The sequence below is a fragment of the Bacillus sp. FSL E2-8868 genome, assembly GCF_038005505.1.
Classification (GTDB): Bacteria; Bacillota; Bacilli; order Bacillales; family Bacillaceae_G; genus Bacillus_A; species Bacillus_A mycoides.
In genome coordinates this window covers 140,899-159,398 of sequence record NZ_JBBOTI010000003.1, presented here as the reverse complement: position 1 = coordinate 159,398, position 18,500 = coordinate 140,899, and the positions used below count along the sequence as shown (strand labels likewise).

Here is an 18,500-nt window from a genome sequence, read left to right as displayed (position 1 = left end):
CCTACCAGTAGTTATACTGGTAGGAGTCATTAGCTAAGCAGCGGTTATGGCGAACTCCATCACCTATGATTATTACATATAGTGTACTAAACATTGCGTTTAATTTCCAGTGGAGAAGTTGGTGCATTTTGTATTTATATAATAGTTTAAGATAAGGAATCCTTACTCATAAACTAAATATAGTGATATAAGGTTTTCAGTGTGATAAAATATTTCGTATGTCTGTCATTTTTTTATTTAACTGAAAATAAAGAAAAGTAAAATCGTATGTTTTAGAAAAGGAGTCGTTTGTTTGAAAAAGTTATTAAAAATAGTACTTATATGTATTTTAGTAGGTGTGGGAGTTGTAGGTGGGTTTTTAGCTTATATGACACTTACAAAAGAACAGCCGGCTGATGTTATAAGCTTGAAGGTGGAAAACAATAAGGAGCGCGTAATTGCGCATGGAAATGAATTTAAAGTTACAACATTTAATATTGGATATGCTGGACTAGATAAGGATCAAGACTTCTTTATGGATGGGGGAAAAGGATCTGGTTCAAGTAGTAAAGAACAAACGGAAACTAACTTAAAGAATATGCTTTCGTTTTTACAAAATGAGAATAGTGATTTTGCGCTATTACAAGAAATAGATATAAAATCAATGCGATCATTTGATGTAAATGGGCATGAATTTTTGAAAAAAGGACTACCTGATTATGCTTCTTCGTTCGGAAAGAACTATGATACAAAATGGGTTCCTGTACCAATCACAAGTCCAATGGGATATGCTGAAGCTGGATTAAGTACATTTTCTAAATATACGGTTCAAACAGCGAAGAGATTTCAGCTTCCTGGAATGGAGCCGTGGCCAAAGCGTTTATTTGATTTAGACCGAGCGATTGTTGAACATAAAATTCCTGTTAATAATGGGAAATTTGTTAGACTCGTAAATTTACATTTGTCTGCTTATGATGAAGGCGGAAAAATTAGAAAGCAGCAAGTGGAGTATTTAAAAGAATATATGAACAAGCATTATAAAAATGGTGATTATGTAATAATGGGCGGAGACTGGAATCAATTAATTTCTAACGCTCAGTTAAGTGATCCGAAGTTCGTGAAAGAGCGTCCTGAGTGGTTAGTAGAGTTACCAAAGGACTTTACTGATGGTGGCTTTAAGTGGGCTGTAGATCCGTCTGTTATGACTGTGAGAGATGATGTGAAGAAATATGTGGAAGGTGAAAATTTCGTCACGATTATTGATGGCTTTATCGTTTCACCGAATGTTGAAATTGTAAATGTACAAGGGAAAGATTTGAAGTTTGAAAATAGCGATCATAACCCAGTGAGTGCGGTATTCAAGCTGAAGTAATCGATACGTATGAGTAGAAGGTGGGGCTTCATATATGGAGTGGTTAAAGAGAACTTGTTTTTCTAACCTTGAGAAAGAATCACAGAAAAATCATTTATTGCTATTTATCACGATGTGTAGTTTCTTCCTTGGGATAATAGCGATTGGGTATTACGGATATATTTTTACAGAGAGAGCAATAGCATTTTGGATGTGTGGTATTTCTATCGTAGTATTTGGAACGCTGCTTACTTTTATAGAAAGTATGGAAGCAATGTATAAATACATCATGACATGTATGCTACTTATTATGTCTTTCATTATGGTACAAGCATTTAATGAAAGCCCAGCTGTATTTCAAATGGTCTATTTTACATTAGCGGTTTCACTTATTTATTTGAGTGAACGTCTTATTTTAATTCTTGGCGGGGTAGCAGTTGTTGTTACATTTATACTTTGTAGTTATTGGCCAAATCAATTTTTTGCGTATACAGCGTCATCTGAAGCTGCAAATTTCGCAAGCTTGTTAGCGATTGTAACGATCGCTATGTGGGGTGTCACAAAGATTGGTTCTAATCTTTTGGCTCGTTTAAGGGATGAGAAGCAAGCGGTGATGAAGAAAGCTCAGGAGTTAGAAGAAACGCAAAGGCTTATTGAGGAAACTGTTGTGAAGTTAGATAGTAATTTCAATCATTTAAGACAAAATATGAATACATCGATGGAGTCAATGAGTGAAATTAACTTTGCTTTTGAAGAAGTAGCAGTGGGAACTCAATCGCAATCAGAGATGATGTCACGTTCAGTAGAAGTATTGAATGATATGGAGGGAAATATTGACCAAATCATCTCTCAAGTAAGAAATGCGTCGATGCGTGTTGATAAAAGTTTGGAAATCTCAAAGGGTAGTGTAAATACTTTAAGAAATTTTGAAGCTAACATGAGAAGTTTAAATGATGTTGTTTCACAATCAGGAACGATATTTAGAGAATTAATGACACAATCGAAACAAATTAATGAAATTGTAGATGTAATCACGAATATTTCAAGTCAGACGAGTTTGCTAGCTTTAAATGCAAATATTGAAGCTGCAAGGGCAGGCGAGCATGGAAAAGGTTTTGCTATTGTAGCGAATGAAGTATTAAAGCTTGCTGAAGAATCGAATCGTTCTGCGGGGAGAATTCAAGGGATTTTGAAGGAGTTTAGTAATCAAGCAAGTAAAGTAGAAGTGCAGGTAGAGAAGTCAGAAAGAGTACAAGAAGAATGTAACGAAATGTTAGCAAGTGTTTTGACGAATGTAACGGATTTAGGGAAGTTTATTGATGCGATTAATGATGTAATGAGGGAGATTGTTGGTCATCAAGAAAGTTTCCAAGCTAAAACGACGAATATCGTAAAGGACGTTACACATGCTTCTAACGTAATTCAACAAACTTCTGCAGCTACGGAAAAAGTGTTAGCGAGTGTTGAAGAAGAAAAGCATCGAAATGATACATCGGTGAAGACGTTACATACTGTTAGCGAGCAAGTGAAGTTGCTAGAAGATATTTTAGAAAAGTAATATCGATGAAAAAGACCACTTGGTAGGAATTTAATTGCTTTTCTCCGCATTTTCTGCCAAGCTTAAGGAGAAAAATACTTCGAAGAAAGAAATATATAGGTGACGCATATGATTGAAGTTAAGACTTCTGAACTTAGTGATGGAGAATTTAATAGAGGTGTATTTGCAACTCGTGATATTAAAAAGGGTGAGTTGATACACTCAGCACCAGTTATCTCTTATCCGAATGAACAGCATGAACACATTGAGAAAACGTTACTTGCTGACTACGCATTTGAGTATGGGGTAAATCATACGGCATTCCTGTTAGGATACGGCATGTTATTTAATCATGCATATAATCCGAATGCAACGTATGATATTGTCTTCGAGAATCATACGTTTAACTTCTTTGCTTACAAAGATATAAAAGCGGGAGAAGAGATTCTAATCAATTATAATGGTGAAGTTGATGACGATGAGCTATTATGGTTTGATAAGGAAAAAGAAGAGAACGAAAAATAAGTTAAAAAGTATAGAAAGGGCACATTCTGTGGGATGTGCTCTTTTTTATTGATGAAAATAAAGTAAAGATTACAAAAAAATACCACTTTTCTTTCGTATGGTATAGTAAGATATTGAAGGGTATTACTTTGAAAAGCCTATATATTTTACAAATTGTTGTCTATATGGTTACATGTCAAGTTTAGTAGCCCATTTGGGTTGCTTTATTATGCGATATATATTTTAATATGAGTGGAACCTCTTATAATTTAAGAGGTTTATAGGTGTGCTTTATGTACACTGTATTCACCACGTTAGCTGTTGTTCTGTAATGCATTTTTACGTGGGGATATTATGGACCCGTATATAGCGGGATAAAAAGATTATAGAAATAGAGGAATCGTAAAATGAATATGCACGAGGTTTATAAATATTTAAGTACAGTATTGCCTGAAGGTCATGTGAAGCAAGATGAAATGTTAAAGAATCATACGCATATTAAAGTGGGCGGGAAAGCGGATGTGTTCGTTTCTCCTACGAATTATGATGAAATTCAAGAAGTTATAAAGTATGCGAATCAATACAATATTCCAGTTACGTTTTTAGGAAACGGATCGAATGTTATTATTAAAGACGGTGGTCTTCGTGGAATCACAGTAAGTTTAATTCATATTACAGGTGTTACTGTAACAGGAACGACGATTGTAGCACAGTGTGGTGCAGCAATTATTGATGTATCACGTATTGCATTAGATCATAATTTAACGGGTCTTGAGTTTGCTTGTGGTATCCCAGGTTCAGTTGGCGGAGCGTTATATATGAATGCTGGTGCTTACGGCGGTGAAGTATCGTTTGTATTAACAGAAGCTGTCGTAATGACAGGTGATGGAGAGCTACGTACTTTAACGAAAGAAGCATTTGAATTTGGATATCGTAAGAGTGTATTTGCGAACAACCATTACATTATTCTTGAAGCGAGATTTGAGCTTCAAGAAGGTGTGCGTGAAGAAATTAAAGAAAAAATGGATGATTTAACGTTTAAACGTGAGTCAAAACAACCTTTAGAGTATCCTTCATGTGGCAGTGTATTTAAGCGTCCACCAAATAATTTCGCGGGTAAGCTTATTCAAGAATCAGGACTGCAAGGTAAGCGAATTGGCGGAGTTGAAGTTTCTTTAAAACACGCTGGATTTATGGTGAATGTTGATAACGGAACTGCACAAGATTATATCGATTTAATTCATTTTGTACAAAAGACAGTTGAAGAAAAATTCGGTGTGAAATTAGAGAGAGAAGTAAGGATTATTGGAGAAAATCTACAGTAATCTTTGAATAAAAAACGTATAAAAGTATGAATTATTTCGAAATAACATTTGGGTATTGTTGACAATTTGATTTTGATTCAATATAATGGCTAATAATTTAACAAATAAATTATACGTTGAAAGAGCCCAGTAGCAGTTTGTCACTGTTATCAAAGAGAGCTAGGGATTGCTGGAACCTAGCACAAACAAACTTGTGAATTACACTCTGGAGTATCTTAGGTAACGCTAAGCGGACTAGCAATCGATATTATTGCTAAGAGTGGTATGAATAGCTATGCTATTTATGCAAACTGGGTGGTAACACGGTGAATAATCGTCCCTATGTCTATCGTAGACATAGGGGCTTTTTTGTTTTCAAAAAAATAAAGGGGATGACAAAAGATGAATATTATTGATGAATTAGAATGGCGCGGTGCTGTGAATCAACAGACAGATGAAGAAGGTTTACGTAAGTTAGTAGAAGAGAAAAAGATTTCACTATACTGCGGAGTGGATCCGACTGGTGATAGTATGCATATTGGACATTTAATTCCGTTCATGATGATGAAAAGATTTCAATTAGCTGGCCATCATCCGGTTATTTTAATCGGAGGGGCAACAGGGACAATTGGTGATCCGAGTGGTCGCCAATCCGAGCGTCAACTACAAACGTTAGAAGTGGTGCAGCATAATGTAGATGCGTTAACAGCACAAATGAAAAATCTATTTGACTTTGGCGGGAATAGCGAAGTGAAGATGGTAAATAACTATGACTGGACACATAAAATAAACATTATCGAGTTTTTACGTGATTACGGAAAAAACTTTAGCATAAATAGCATGTTAGCGAAAGATATTGTCGCAAGTCGTTTAGATACAGGGATTTCTTTCACAGAATTCACGTACCAAATCTTGCAAGCGATGGATTTTCATCATTTATACACAAAAGAAGATGTTCAATTGCAAATTGGTGGTAGTGATCAATGGGGAAATATTACGAGTGGTTTAGATTTAATTCGTAAGTTAGAAGGTCATGAAGCGAAAGTATTCGGATTAACGATTCCATTATTATTAAAATCAGATGGTACGAAGTTTGGTAAATCAGCAGGTGGTGCTATTTGGCTTGATCCGGAAAAGACAACACCGTTTGAATTTTACCAGTTCTGGGTGAATACAGATGACCGTGATGTAATTAAATACTTGAAATACTTTACGTTCTTAACGAAAGAGCGAATTGATGAATTAGCAGCGAAGGTAGAAACAGAGCCTCATAAACGTGAAGCACAAAAAGTATTAGCGGAAGAAATGACGAAATTCGTTCATGGAGAAGAAGCATTTTTACAGGCAGTTAAAATTACAGCAGCGTTATTTAGCGGAGATATTAAGTCGTTAACAGCTGATGAAATTGAACAAGGCTTTAAAGAGATGCCGACATTCCAATCTTCAAAAGAGACGAAAAATATCGTAGAGTGGCTAGTTGATTTAGGAATTGAACCTTCTAGACGTCAAGCGCGTGAAGATATTAATAATGGGGCTATATCTATGAATGGTGAAAAAGTAACGGATGTCAGTAGGGATGTTACTGTAGAAAATTCATTTGATGGACGATTCATCATTATTCGTAAAGGGAAGAAGAACTACAGCTTAGTGGAATTAGGAGAATAGTTCTTGTGAAAGAGCGGAAGTAGGGAAGATATCTACTTCCGCTCTTTTCATATACACAATTTTGACATAAAAAAAGTCAGTATATTTTGATAATTAAAGAGGTTATATTATTCTTTTGCCGAATAAATAAGTTAGAGAAAATTACGGATAAAGTGAAACTTTAATCAGTGGGGGATTTTGTTCATCCAAACTGATTATCAGCCCGCAAATAGCGGGATAAAAATAGCCCGAACCATGCAGGGCATGATTCGGGCTTATATTCAGATTAGTATGCTAAGCTGAATAGACCTTTAATGTGTGATAAGTAACGAACGTTACTTGCTTCTTTCATTAATGATGCTGGTAAACCTTTAAGCGGAGTATTGCTTGCTCCGATTGTAGCAACAGCATCTTTACGTCCTAGACTAGCAAGTGTTCCAGAGTTGATAGGTGCGAACTCTTCGAATGCTTTGCCTTCTAGTGCTGCGTATAAGTTGTATCCAATTAACTCACCCATTTGCCAAGCGATTTGTGCAGTTGGTGGGTATGGACGACCGTCTGGAGAGAAGACAACAGCGCTGTCTCCAGCAACGAATACGTCTTTGTGAGAAGTAGATTGTAGATGTGCATCAACAGTTGCACGACCGCGGTTTACTTCAAGACCTGATTCACCAATTAATGGGTTACCTTGTACGCCGCCTGTCCAAACGAATGTGTTAGCAACGATTTTTTGACCGTCTTTTAAGTCGATTTCATTACCAGCAACGTTTGTTACAGGAAGACCTGTTAAGAATGTAACACCGCGTGCTTCTAAGCTAGCAGTTGCACGTTCGATTAAGTGGTCTGGTAATACTGGAAGGATTTTTGGACCTGCTTCAACAAGAAGAAGTTTAACTTCTTTTGGATTTACGCCGTGGCTTTTTGCAAGTTTAGGCATAATGTCAGCAAGCTCACCAACTAGCTCAACGCCAGTTAATCCGCCACCACCGATTACGATTGTAGCATCAGCTTCGTTTTTCGTTTTAGCGTATTCACGAATACGGTCTTCAACGTGTTTGTAGATTTTGTTTGCATCAGCAGCAGATTTTAATACCATGCTGTTTTCTTCTAGTCCTGGAATACCGAAGTAAGCAGTTTTACTTCCTAAAGCAACTACAAGTGCATCGTAAGATAAAGTAGTGCCACCAGCTAGTTTGATTTCTTTGCTATCAACTGAGAATGACTCAACTGTTGCAATTTTAAGATCGATGTCTTTACCTTTGAAAAGCTTTGTAAGTGGCATTGCAATTGCTTGCTCAGCAACGTTACCAGCTGCAAGGCGGTGTAGTTCAGTGATGATTTGGTGCGTTGGGTATTGGTTAATCACTGTAACTTGTGCTTCTGATTTGCTGTAATATTTACGTACGTTTAAAGCGGCAAGAAGACCGCCATAACCAGCGCCTAAGATGACAATTTGTTTTGACATAGTATGATATCCCCCGTCTTTACTAATTGTTGTTATAAGTTAAATTATTTATTGTTACGTTCTGCACTAATTTGAAGGTATGCGTTCACAAAGCGGAACATTTTTTGTGCTTGTGGGTCTTTTAGTAATTTTAATAGACCGAACAGGCCGATAACTTCGTTGCTTTCATCAGCACGATCTTTCGCTTCGATAGCAGTTGCAGCCATGCTTTTCACTGTATCTTTTACAGGTTCTACAAGCTCTGTGATTGCACTAACAGTGTCGCTTTTTAATACTTCATCAGTAGCAACAGTTTGAGCGAAGTCATAAGACTTAGTTAAAATGTTAACAAGCTCAGTTAATTTTGGAAGCTGTTCTACTAGTGTTGTTAATGATTCTTGTACCTCAGGTTTTAACAACTGATCAAGTACATCAAGTTGTCCTTGGCTAGCAGAAATTTGTACAGTTTCTTGTTCTGGCTTTGTTTGAGTCATAGTTTCTGGCATCTCCAATTCTCCTTTACGATAGCAATACTCTTATTTTTTATAGGTAAGATAGTAAACGCTTATGAAACTTTATACAAAGTTTCACAAAGCACAATAAAATGCCTTTAAATTTATGACAGCAAGTAAGCTGAAATCATAAATCCAAAACCATAATGTCCTACCTATTATTTATGAACTGTCCGATACATGGCTTGTCCGCATAATGGAAAGTTCCCTTATCGGAAAGTGTATATAATATATATCCTATATTATATACTATATACACGTATGTTAACATAAAAATGATTCCTAATTATTTGATATTGATTCTGTAACCTAGTACTGACAAGGCATGAAAGCGCATAAATTATTTTATCTATCTTAAAAATGTACATATATATAAAGAAAAAAAGGAGGAAATGGACAAATTTATGTTCATTTTTTCCTTTTTTTATTGTTCACCTTCTGTAATTAGCATTGATGTGTTACCGCTTTTTTCAAGGTGGCATTCGCCCCAAGTACAAAGAGAATCAAGAATGGATTCTAAAGACCAACCGTAGTCTGTAAGAGAATATTCTACTTTCGGTGGTACTTGATTGTATACCTTTCTTTGAATAACTCCGTCTTCTTCTAATTCGCGTAATTGCTGTGTTAACATCTTTTGTGTAATACCAGGCATGAGACGTTTTAATTCACTCGTTCTCTTTGTACCTTTCGTTAAGTGGCAAAGAATAACGACTTTCCATTTTCCGCCGATAACCTCTAAAGTCGCTTCAACGGGAATATTATATTTCTTCATATAAAAATCTCCTTTGATGAATGTAGATTTCAGTTCTCCACAAAAGAAGCCAAATAATTTAAATGTTACTAAAAAGTACCTATAGCACTTTAAAGTACGTACTTTTTATCATGTTGAATATGTTCCATAATAGCATACGTAAGAGGGAAATGAGTAGTACGGTACTAAAAAGTGCCTATGTTACTTTTTGGTACCTATCGTACTTTAAAGTGCGTTCTTCAAAAAAAGAGTGAAGCCATTCATAATAGCATATATCAGCAGTAACATTATTTTTGTAGAAGATAAAAAGGCCTTTTTATCACACTATTATGATTGGATTTCTCGCATTAAGGAGGAGTTCAATTGAATTCATATACAGTATCTTCTTCAGCGGTACAGACGAATCGAAGAAGTATGTTTGCTTTATTAGCACTAGCAATTAGTGCGTTTGGAATTGGTACAACCGAATTTATTAGTGTCGGTTTATTACCATCTATTTCGGAAGATTTACATGTTTCTGTTACAACAGCGGGTTTAACCGTTTCTTTATATGCATTAGGGGTAGCATTCGGTGCTCCTGTTTTAACTTCGCTAACTGCTAGTATGTCGCGAAAAACATTATTAATGTGGATTATGATTGTCTTTATTATCGGTAATGGGATTGCAGCGGTAGCAACAAGTTTTACTGTGTTACTTATCGCGAGGGTTGTCTCTGCGTTTGCACATGGCGTTTTTATGTCGATCGGATCCACAATTGCGGCTGCACTTGTACCAGAGAATAAACGTGCTAGTGCAATAGCATTTATGTTTACTGGTTTAACCGTTGCGACGATTACAGGTGTACCAATTGGAACGTTTATTGGTCAACAATTTGGCTGGAGAGCATCTTTTATGGTGATTGTGGTCATTGGAATTATTGCCTTAGTCGCAAACAGCATGTTAATTCCGTCTAACTTAAAAAAGGGTACACGAGTATCATTTCGTGATCAATTCAAACTTATCACGAACGGAAGACTCTTACTTGTTTTCGTCATTACTGCATTAGGATACGGAGGAACATTCGTAACATTTACGTATTTATCTCCGCTATTACAAGAAGTAACAGGATTTAAATCGAGTACCGTTACAATCATTTTGTTAGTGTACGGGATTGCAATTGCGATTGGGAATATGGTCGGCGGAAAATTATCGAATCATAATCCAATTCGTGCACTATTTTACATGTTCTTTATTCAAGCAATTGTATTATTCGTATTAACATTTACAGCGCCGTTTCAAGTAGCGGGGCTTATCACAATTATTTTTATGGGGCTATTCGCGTTTATGAATGTTCCAGGACTACAAGTGTATGTCGTTATATTGGCTGAGCGTTTCGTGCCGAGTGCCGTTGATATCGCATCAGCAATGAATATTGCAGCATTTAACGCAGGAATTGCTCTTGGGGCTTATTTGGGCGGTATTGTAACGAACTCGTTAGGATTAATTCATACAGCTTGGGTAGGCGGCATTATGGTAGTAGGCGCTGTTATTTTAACAGCTTGGAGTATGAACTTAGAAAAAAGAGATCAAGCAAAATAAAGGAGAGAAAAATATAATGAAAAATTTACAAAGTAAAACAACATTGCATAACGGTGTGGAAATGCCTTGGTTCGGTTTAGGTGTATTTAAAGTAGAAGATGGACCGGAACTTGTAGAGGCTGTGAAAGTAGCCATTAAAGAAGGATACCGTAGCATTGATACAGCTGCGATTTATGGAAATGAAAAAGCAGTTGGAGAAGGCATTCGCGCTGGTATAAAAGAAGCAGGAATTTCTCGAGAAGATTTATTCATTACTTCAAAAGTGTGGAACGCAGATCAAGGATATGAAACGACACTTGCTGCATACGAAGAGAGCTTAAAAAAATTAGAACTAGATTATTTAGATTTATATCTTGTCCATTGGCCTGTTGAAGGGAAATATAAAGATTCGTGGAGAGCGTTAGAAACACTTTATAAAGAAGAACGCGTGCGTGCAATTGGCGTAAGTAACTTCCAAATCCATCATCTGAAAGACGTACTGGAAGGTGCGGAAATTAAGCCGATGATTAACCAAGTAGAGTATCACCCGCGTTTAACGCAGAAAGAACTACAAGCTTTCTGTAAAGAACAAGGAATCCAAATGGAAGCATGGTCACCACTTATGCAAGGGCAATTATTAGATAATGAAACTTTACAAGAAGTTGCTGATAAGTACGGTAAAACAACAGCGCAAATCATTTTACGTTGGGATCTTCAAAATGAAGTTGTAACGATTCCGAAATCAACGAAAGAACAGCGTATTATTGCGAATGCTAATATATTCGACTTCGAATTAACAAAAGAAGATATGGAAAAGATTGATGCTTTAAATCAGAACCACCGCGTTGGTCCAGATCCTGATAACTTTGATTTCTAATAGAGGTAAGTTCAAAGGGTGCAAAAAAGTTTGCACTCTTTTTTGTTTTGTCTATGCATAAAAAACTTTTCTAACTAAATAATACATAGTAGTAAATTTGTTATTTTATAAGGGGTTGTAGACATGAATATAAAACGATCGTTCAAGCTAATGGCCGCTTTTTTGAGTGTTTTATTTGTATTTGCGAACTTATTATTCCCACTTCAAAAGGCATCCGCAGAGGTTATGGATCACACGAAGTATCAAATGGATTGGAGTTATAGTAAGTCAAAGAAAAAACCAATTCGAACAGAGCTTATTAAAACAGCAGATGGAAAAATTGCTTTTTGCTTAAATGTAGATTTGAAATCTCCGAGCGGCCAAGATTTACCTGAAATGGGTAAAGTAGATATTAACGTATACCGTGTACTATTAAACGGGTATCCACAGAAGAGCCCACAAGAATTAGGTGTTTCCGATTGGAGAGAGGCACATTACGCAACGCAGCTTGCGGTGTGGAATGCGTTAAAACAAATTGATATTAACGATTTAGATTTCCGTAATAAAAATGTAGAAAAAGTAACGAAAGATATCGTTGCGAAAGCAAACGCTAGTGAAGAACTACAAGAAATTACGATGAGTGTAGTACCATCAGAAGAACAACAAGCAGTATTGAAAAATGATTTCTTTGAAACAGGGTTATATACAGTAGAAACAAATGCGAAAAGTGGAACGTATAAGGTGCAAGCAACAGGTGCTCCAGAAGGCGCGAAATTTGCAAATGAAAAAGGCGAAGCGAAAACTGAATTTAATGTAGGAGAGAAATTCCGCATTTTAATTCCGAAACAAACACCAGCGGGTGGATTTAGCTTTAAAGTATCAGGAAATTTAACGAAATTACAAGGGATTGCTCATAAAGGAACACCGACAATTCAAAATGCAGTTGTATTACTTGAGCGTAGTGAAGAAAAAACAAGTCCAGAGTTGGCGGTAAGTTGGAAAAAAGCAAATGGTCATGATAATAAACCAAATAAACCGTATACTCCAAACGAACCACATAAACCAAATCAAGATAAAAGATAAAAGATTAAAGAAAAGCACTGGTATGTTCCAGTGCTTTTTTTGTATGCTTACATTTTTGTAAGGTTGCTGTAATGTATCTAGATTATAGTTTTTGCAACATGCTGTTAAAATTAAGAAATAATTTACGATATATAAGGGGAGATACACCGTGAATGAACGTTCAAAGGCGCGAATTAGTTTTTTTATTTACCTGTCTATTTTAATTATTTTTGATATAAAATACTCGTTTATGATTTTGAATATGTTCCTTGCCTTTGCAGCACTAGAACTTTCTTTTTTATTGCCATTATTTAAAGTGAAACAGAAAAGTGAAATACCGGTGAGTAGCCTATTTTATATTATTTTCATACTACTATCACCGAATGTGTTTTATGTAGTAACAGATTTAATTCATTTAAATATATATGAGTTTAATTATAAAAAAGGGCTAGTACTGGAAGAGTGGAAAAACTTTTTTGTATTAACAAGTGGAGTCATAATCGCAATTTATTATTACATTCTTATGCTGAAACAAGTGAACAATCTTTTACAGACGAAATGGAGAAAAGGTATGCTCTTTGTTTTTATATTACTTTCTAGTATCGGGATATTTATTGGAAGGTTTTTGCGTTTCCATTCGATTCATTTATTTACAGAGCCATTATCTTTAGTAAGACAGTTTGTATATGCAATGAATGGATCTTCGGTACTTTTCATTATATGGCTGACGCTTTTACAATGTACGGTTTGGTGGTTATTTGTAGATGTAAAAAGGAGGGGATTATAATCGATAAAGATATTGTAATGTTAACGATAGTACTTATAGCGATTGCTCTATTTCTTTTTATCTCACAAGTCTATATAGCGATCCTTCTGTATAAGTATGAAAAGTCTTGGTGGTGGGGAGGGCTTAGTTTCCTTTTACCGTTTGGACTTAATGTGTACATATATCAAATTATTATATTAGAAAAACGAGTGGGGATATTTTTTGAAAGGTTAAATTCAAGTGAAAGAAAATTATGGAGGAAAATATATTTTCTTGTATTGCTACAATATATGTTCTTGTTTGCATGCTTCGGATTTCTTACATCGCCAGCATTAATGTTTTGATCAGTACGGTATAATGAAACAAGAAATTAGAGAGAGAGATGAAAAATGAAACTTCGTATTTGTGAAATAACGACAGAAAATCGGCATGAAATTGCTAACTTAAAAGTAACAGAACAGCAGCATAAATTTATTGAAAGTACAGTTAAAAATTGTTTAGTTGATGCTGAAACAAAATATAAAGAAGATGCGGTTTCCGTAGGTCTGTATGATGGTGATATACCTATTGGGTATGCAATGTATGGCTGGTTTGAGGAAGAAGAAAAGGCTGTATATTTAAATCAATTTGTCATCGATAGTGCATGCCAAGGAAAAGGGTATGCAAAACCATTATTGCGTTTGTTAATGGAGCATTTTACAACAGAATATAATTGCAAAGTTATGTATTTAAGCATACATCCAGAAAACAAACTTGCGCAAAAATTATATGAATCAATTGGGTTCCATTTAACAGGTGAAATTGAGGATGAGTGGTTACACGGAAAAGGATTTATAATGAAACGTATGTTGGATTAATAAAAACCTGTCCGGAAGATTAGTATCTTTCAGGCGGGTTTTTTATTCTAAAATAGCATTAAAGTTAGAAATCTAAACATTAAGATTTTTGGATTAAATTCATGAAATTGTAATATTAATCTAATTGAAATGTCTATCTAACAAGAAAGAAATCGTGTACAATTCACTTTGGAAAAACTGTCCATAGATGGATGCCTATGAATGAATTGTAAAAAAACGATATTTTTATACACATTTTTCATGTATAGACAACAATACCTATTAAAATGTATTTCTTATCATTATCCCGCGATGAAAAAAGGAGAACTCATCATAAAACATAGAGAAAGATGAGGAGGAATTTTAGACTTTAAAATTTTTGTTATATAAGAAAGCGAATACATATAGGGAATAAAGGTAAGTGGTATTGGTAAGCGAAGTTTTGTTGTGTATTTTAAATGGTTGTATAAAGATAGATTGATTTTGCAGTAAATGAATATATCTATGGTGGTTTGCATTACAAAAAGAATAGGGGACACAGATTATGTCGAAGAAAAAGACGAGTAGGGTATTAGTAGCTGGCATATGTATATCTACATTATTATCACCAGTAGCTTTCGAAGCATCAAAAGGATATGCGGCGCCTTTGGAAGAGAACAAGGGTGGGAATTTAGAAGAGGTTAAAGAGAATAAGTTTGAGCAGAGAACGTTTCAGTTGCCGGGGAACGGTAGCGTGGAAGAAGAAAATAACCGTTTAAGAGTTACTTGGAAACTTTCTGCTAATGAGCCGACTGGAATTTATGCAGCGCCAAATGAAGAGATTACAATTGACATAAAAGGAACGCAGTCTATTCAAGCTTTCATAGGAACGAGATCTTATGATGAAAAGGATCCAGAAGAGTTTGATTTAAAACCAGGGAAAAACGTTATTTCATCCCCAAGAGGCGGTATTTTATATTTTTATAATATGAATAACGAAGGAGAGGTAACAGCTTCAGTTACGAATGGTGGTAGCCATTTCCCTTTGTTTATTTTAGGTAAACATACGAAAAAAGATTGGGATGAAATGTTAAAAAAATATAAGGATCCTTATGCAGTTGAATTAAAAGGTGAGCGAAGCTTAATTACTACTACTTACGATTCTGTGCAGAAATATATGAAGAATACGGATCCAACAGAGCTAATGAAATTACACGATAAGATTATTCGTTTGGAAAACGCAGTGGCAGGATTATCTGAGGACGGTGTTGGGGTTGCAAAATCTCCAACTCATTATGTTCAGTTTGTTGAAAAACGGAAGCCTGCTGAAGGGAACTTTATGTTTGCGACAAATTATCATACAGGATATATCCCGACGGCAATGAATAGAGTTTTAGATTCAGAAGTACTTGAAAAGGATGGCTGGGGACCATGGCATGAAGTTGGACATTTACATCAGCAAGAACCTTGGAAGTGGTCTAAAGTAAGGGAAGTCACAGTAAATATTTACTCATTAGCTGTTCAAAAGGCATTAGGGAATCAATTAGAAATGGATGAGCACTATAAAGAGTCATTTGAGTATTTAGAGAGACCTAAAGCAGAAAGGGTCATTGATGGAATCAATCCTCTTACAATGTTTTGGCAATTAAATGTAGTGTATGGAGAACATTTTTATCCTAGGTTACATCAAGCTTATCGTTTGTTGCCTCAGAGTGAAATGCCTAATTCTGATGAAGAGAAAAAGCAACTATTTATTTATATGACATCAAAAGTGGCTGGGCAAAATTTAATTCCTTTCTTTGAGGAATGGGGATTAACGCCAAATGATGATACTAGAGAGAAGATAGAAAAATTAAATTTACCTAAATTAGAAAAAGAAATATGGAAAGCTACTGATAGTAATGATATTCGCGAGAGGCAAGTTGAACCGTATAAGGTTCCGTATGGTGAACCTGCTAATGAGGTACAAAACCTTTTAGTTGGTACGGATTCTGATGAAAACGAGGCGAGTAAACTCGTTCAAAATTTAGGTGAGAATGTAAAAGTAACAGGTAAGATCATATGGCCTAAATTAGAGAATGGAAAACAGGAAGTGTTAGTAGAAATTGAAGATGAGAAAGGAAATAAAAATTCAATTCCTGTCCAAGTTAATGGAGTTTATGGTGACAGTATAATTTTTCAAGGACTTTCAAATGAAGTAATGTCGACAGTGATGCTTCGTCACAATGAAAAAAAATTAAATGTAAACTTTACTAATAATAAAATACATTACCGTTTTGAAAAAGAAGAATATATGGGCTTAACGGTATATGATCGAAATGGGATTGAAAAGAAAAGTGTATCGGCAGAAGGGCAAGAAAATGGAAAACGATTTGCGCTTGAACTAAATGGATTGGATTTTGAATATGGTGATGTAGTAAAAGTATTCCATGCAGAACCAGACCGTTTGAAGTGGTATCAAAATAACGCACTTGTAGATCAAGGAAATGCTAAAAATAAAAAAGGAAAATTATTCCAAATCACTCCGCAAGGGTTCGAATTTAAAGATGGTTTACAAGAAGTAACAGCAGTACCGCAAAAAGTAGTAATCGGAGCAGATGCTGAAAAGTTAGAAGCGAAAAACTTCGTACAAGTAAAAGATGGAGAAGTGAGTGGTTTTGCAGAAAAACCAAATACATCAAAAATCGGTGAACAAAAAGTAAAAGTAGAAACAAAAGATCGATTTGGAAATAAGCAAGTGACGGAAGTGTCATTAGAAGTCATTTACGGTGATAGCATTATGTTCTTTGGTACAAGTTATGGCGGAACAAACATTAAATCGGTTGTAACGTTAAATCATGAAGAGAAGAAATTCGGTACAACAGATTCAGAAGGTAAAATGCATACTTCATTTGCGGATGAGAAATATATGGGAATGACTGTATATGATAAAGATGGGAAAGAGAAGAAAGCAGTATCTGTAAAAGCGTCTGAAAATACGAAAGCATTCGCAGAGCAATTTAAGGGAATGTCGTTCGAATATGGCGATATAGTAAAAGTGTATCAAAGAGAGTTTGATAGATTTAAAGTGTATAAAAAGAATGAATTCGTGGATGCACAGTATGGCGTTCATGAAGTGTTCTTTAAAGTTACGGAGCAAGGTTTCGAAAGAATGGAAGCTCAGCAAGAAATAAAGGCAGTACCACAAAAAATAGTAATCGGAACAGATGATGCAAAATTAAATGCAAAAGATTTTGTTCAAGTGAAAGATGGAGAAGTGATTGGTTTTGTAGAGAAACCAAATACAACGAAAATCGGAGAACAAAAAGTAAAGGTAGAAACGAAAGATCGTTTCGGGAATAAGAAAGTAACGGAAGTATCACTAGAAGTAACGTATGGGGATAGCTTGGTATTTAAAGGGTTAAATTATAGTACTGATATTAAATCGATTGTAACATTGCAACATGATCAGAAAAAATTCAGTACGACAGCTGATTCGAATCCGGTGCACCATTATTTTAAAGAAGAAACGTACTTTGAATTTACATTATTAGATCAAAAAGGAATAGAGAAGAAGAAAGCGACTGTAAAAGGTGTTGAAAACACGAAAGAGTTTGCAAAAGCGATTAACGGCTTAGAATTTGAATACGGTGACGTTGTAAAAGTGTATCATGCAGAATCGGATCGATTTAATTGGTATCAAAATAATAACTTTACTGGTCAAGGTAAGGCGAAAGTAGAAAAAGAATTATTCTTTAAAGTAACAGAAAAAGGTTTTGAAAGAATAGAAGCTCTACAAGAAGTAAAGGCAGTACAGCAAAAAGTAGTAATCGGAACAGATGCTGAAAAGTTAGAAGTGAAAAACTTTGTTGAAGTAAAAGACGGAGAAGTAATTGGATTTGTAGAGAAACCAGACACAATGAAACTCGGAGAGCAAAAAGTAAAAGTAGAGACGAAAGATCGTTTTGGGAATAAGACAATAACAGAAGTACCGATTGAAGTGACGTATGGAGATAGCCTGGTGTATCAAGGTGTGTCCAATGTTACACGTTCTATTGTTACGTTAAATCATGACGAAAAGAAATTACATGCAACATTTACGAATGATGTGATTCATTATCGTTTTGTGAACGAACAGTATTTAGGTTTTGCGATTTATGATCAAAATGGAAATGAGAAAAAGCATATATCAGCAGACGGTCAAGAAACCTCAAAGAATTTTGCAGAACAAGTAAATGGTACTCCATTTGAGTATGGGGATGTTGTAAAAGTGTATCATGCAGAACCAAGTCGTCTGAAATGGTATAAAAAGAATGAGTTAGCAGAACAAGTAGCTTCAACAGAAGTTGTATTTAAAATCACTCAAAGTGGATTAGAACTAGTAAAGGGAACATTGTAATAAAAAATGCGCGTAGATATTGGATCTACGCGCATTTTTT

General features: G+C 35.3%; 14 protein-coding genes, 1 riboswitch and 1 other annotated feature. Of the genes, 11 read left to right on the top strand and 3 right to left on the bottom strand.

Annotation, left to right across the window (positions count from 1 at the left end):
* Positions 1-13: 13 nt before the first annotated feature.
* Positions 14-73, bottom strand: a riboswitch (Fluoride riboswitch).
* A gap of 219 nt (positions 74-292) precedes the next feature.
* From NSS74_RS21965 to tyrS, 5 genes are all read left to right on the top strand, one after another.
* On the top strand, positions 293-1,351 hold the full coding sequence (locus NSS74_RS21965) for an endonuclease/exonuclease/phosphatase family protein (RefSeq protein ID WP_002034680.1): 1,059 nt from the start codon (positions 293-295) through the stop codon (positions 1,349-1,351).
* A gap of 34 nt (positions 1,352-1,385) precedes the next feature.
* Positions 1,386-2,888, top strand: a complete 1,503-nt coding sequence (locus tag NSS74_RS21960; RefSeq protein ID WP_340814326.1) for a DUF4077 domain-containing protein — start codon at positions 1,386-1,388, stop codon at positions 2,886-2,888.
* A 108-nt stretch (positions 2,889-2,996) separates the two neighbouring features.
* Entirely contained in the window at positions 2,997-3,392 is a 396-nt protein-coding gene (locus NSS74_RS21955; protein ID WP_000573650.1) for an SET domain-containing protein, read from the top strand.
* A 386-nt stretch (positions 3,393-3,778) separates the two neighbouring features.
* On the top strand, positions 3,779-4,696 hold the full coding sequence (gene murB / locus NSS74_RS21950; protein ID WP_002034675.1) for a UDP-N-acetylmuramate dehydrogenase: 918 nt from the start codon (positions 3,779-3,781) through the stop codon (positions 4,694-4,696).
* Positions 4,697-4,803: 107 nt separating this feature from the next.
* Positions 4,804-5,020 (top strand) — a binding site (T-box leader).
* Between the two features lie 57 nt (positions 5,021-5,077).
* Positions 5,078-6,340: a tyrosine--tRNA ligase gene (gene tyrS / locus NSS74_RS21945; protein ID WP_016102246.1), complete on the top strand. Its 1,263-nt coding sequence runs from the start codon at positions 5,078-5,080 to the stop codon at positions 6,338-6,340.
* Between the two features lie 265 nt (positions 6,341-6,605).
* Here tyrS and NSS74_RS21940 read toward each other — a convergent pair whose 3' ends face one another.
* From NSS74_RS21940 to NSS74_RS21930, 3 genes are all read right to left on the bottom strand, one after another.
* Positions 6,606-7,784: an NAD(P)/FAD-dependent oxidoreductase gene (locus NSS74_RS21940; RefSeq protein WP_002016002.1), complete on the bottom strand. Its 1,179-nt coding sequence runs from the start codon at positions 7,782-7,784 to the stop codon at positions 6,606-6,608.
* 44 nt (positions 7,785-7,828) lie between these two features.
* Positions 7,829-8,269 carry a DUF1641 domain-containing protein gene (locus NSS74_RS21935; protein WP_002016003.1) on the bottom strand — a complete coding sequence of 147 codons (441 nt, stop codon included), beginning with the start codon at positions 8,267-8,269 and terminating at the stop codon, positions 7,829-7,831.
* 430 nt (positions 8,270-8,699) lie between these two features.
* Entirely contained in the window at positions 8,700-9,047 is a 348-nt protein-coding gene (locus NSS74_RS21930; protein WP_000760478.1) for a winged helix-turn-helix transcriptional regulator, read from the bottom strand.
* Positions 9,048-9,440: 393 nt separating this feature from the next.
* Between NSS74_RS21930 and NSS74_RS21925 the strand changes: the two genes are divergently transcribed.
* From NSS74_RS21925 to NSS74_RS21900, 6 genes are all read left to right on the top strand, one after another.
* Positions 9,441-10,604, top strand: coding sequence for an MFS transporter (locus NSS74_RS21925; RefSeq protein ID WP_195743483.1), 1,164 nt, complete (start codon positions 9,441-9,443; stop codon positions 10,602-10,604).
* Positions 10,605-10,620: 16 nt separating this feature from the next.
* Complete coding sequence (locus NSS74_RS21920; protein WP_002068247.1) at positions 10,621-11,460, top strand: aldo/keto reductase; 840 nt, start codon at positions 10,621-10,623, stop codon at positions 11,458-11,460.
* A 123-nt stretch (positions 11,461-11,583) separates the two neighbouring features.
* A complete protein-coding gene (locus NSS74_RS21915; RefSeq protein ID WP_016102243.1) occupies positions 11,584-12,522 on the top strand; it encodes a thioester domain-containing protein in 939 nt (312 codons plus the stop codon).
* A 148-nt stretch (positions 12,523-12,670) separates the two neighbouring features.
* Positions 12,671-13,288, top strand: a complete 618-nt coding sequence (locus NSS74_RS21910) for a DUF1361 domain-containing protein (RefSeq protein WP_002143694.1) — start codon at positions 12,671-12,673, stop codon at positions 13,286-13,288.
* 368 nt (positions 13,289-13,656) lie between these two features.
* Positions 13,657-14,124 carry a GNAT family N-acetyltransferase gene (locus NSS74_RS21905; RefSeq protein ID WP_002143693.1) on the top strand — a complete coding sequence of 156 codons (468 nt, stop codon included), beginning with the start codon at positions 13,657-13,659 and terminating at the stop codon, positions 14,122-14,124.
* 523 nt (positions 14,125-14,647) lie between these two features.
* Positions 14,648-18,460, top strand: a complete 3,813-nt coding sequence (locus NSS74_RS21900) for a putative mucin/carbohydrate-binding domain-containing protein (protein ID WP_340814325.1) — start codon at positions 14,648-14,650, stop codon at positions 18,458-18,460.
* Positions 18,461-18,500: the final 40 nt, after the last annotated feature.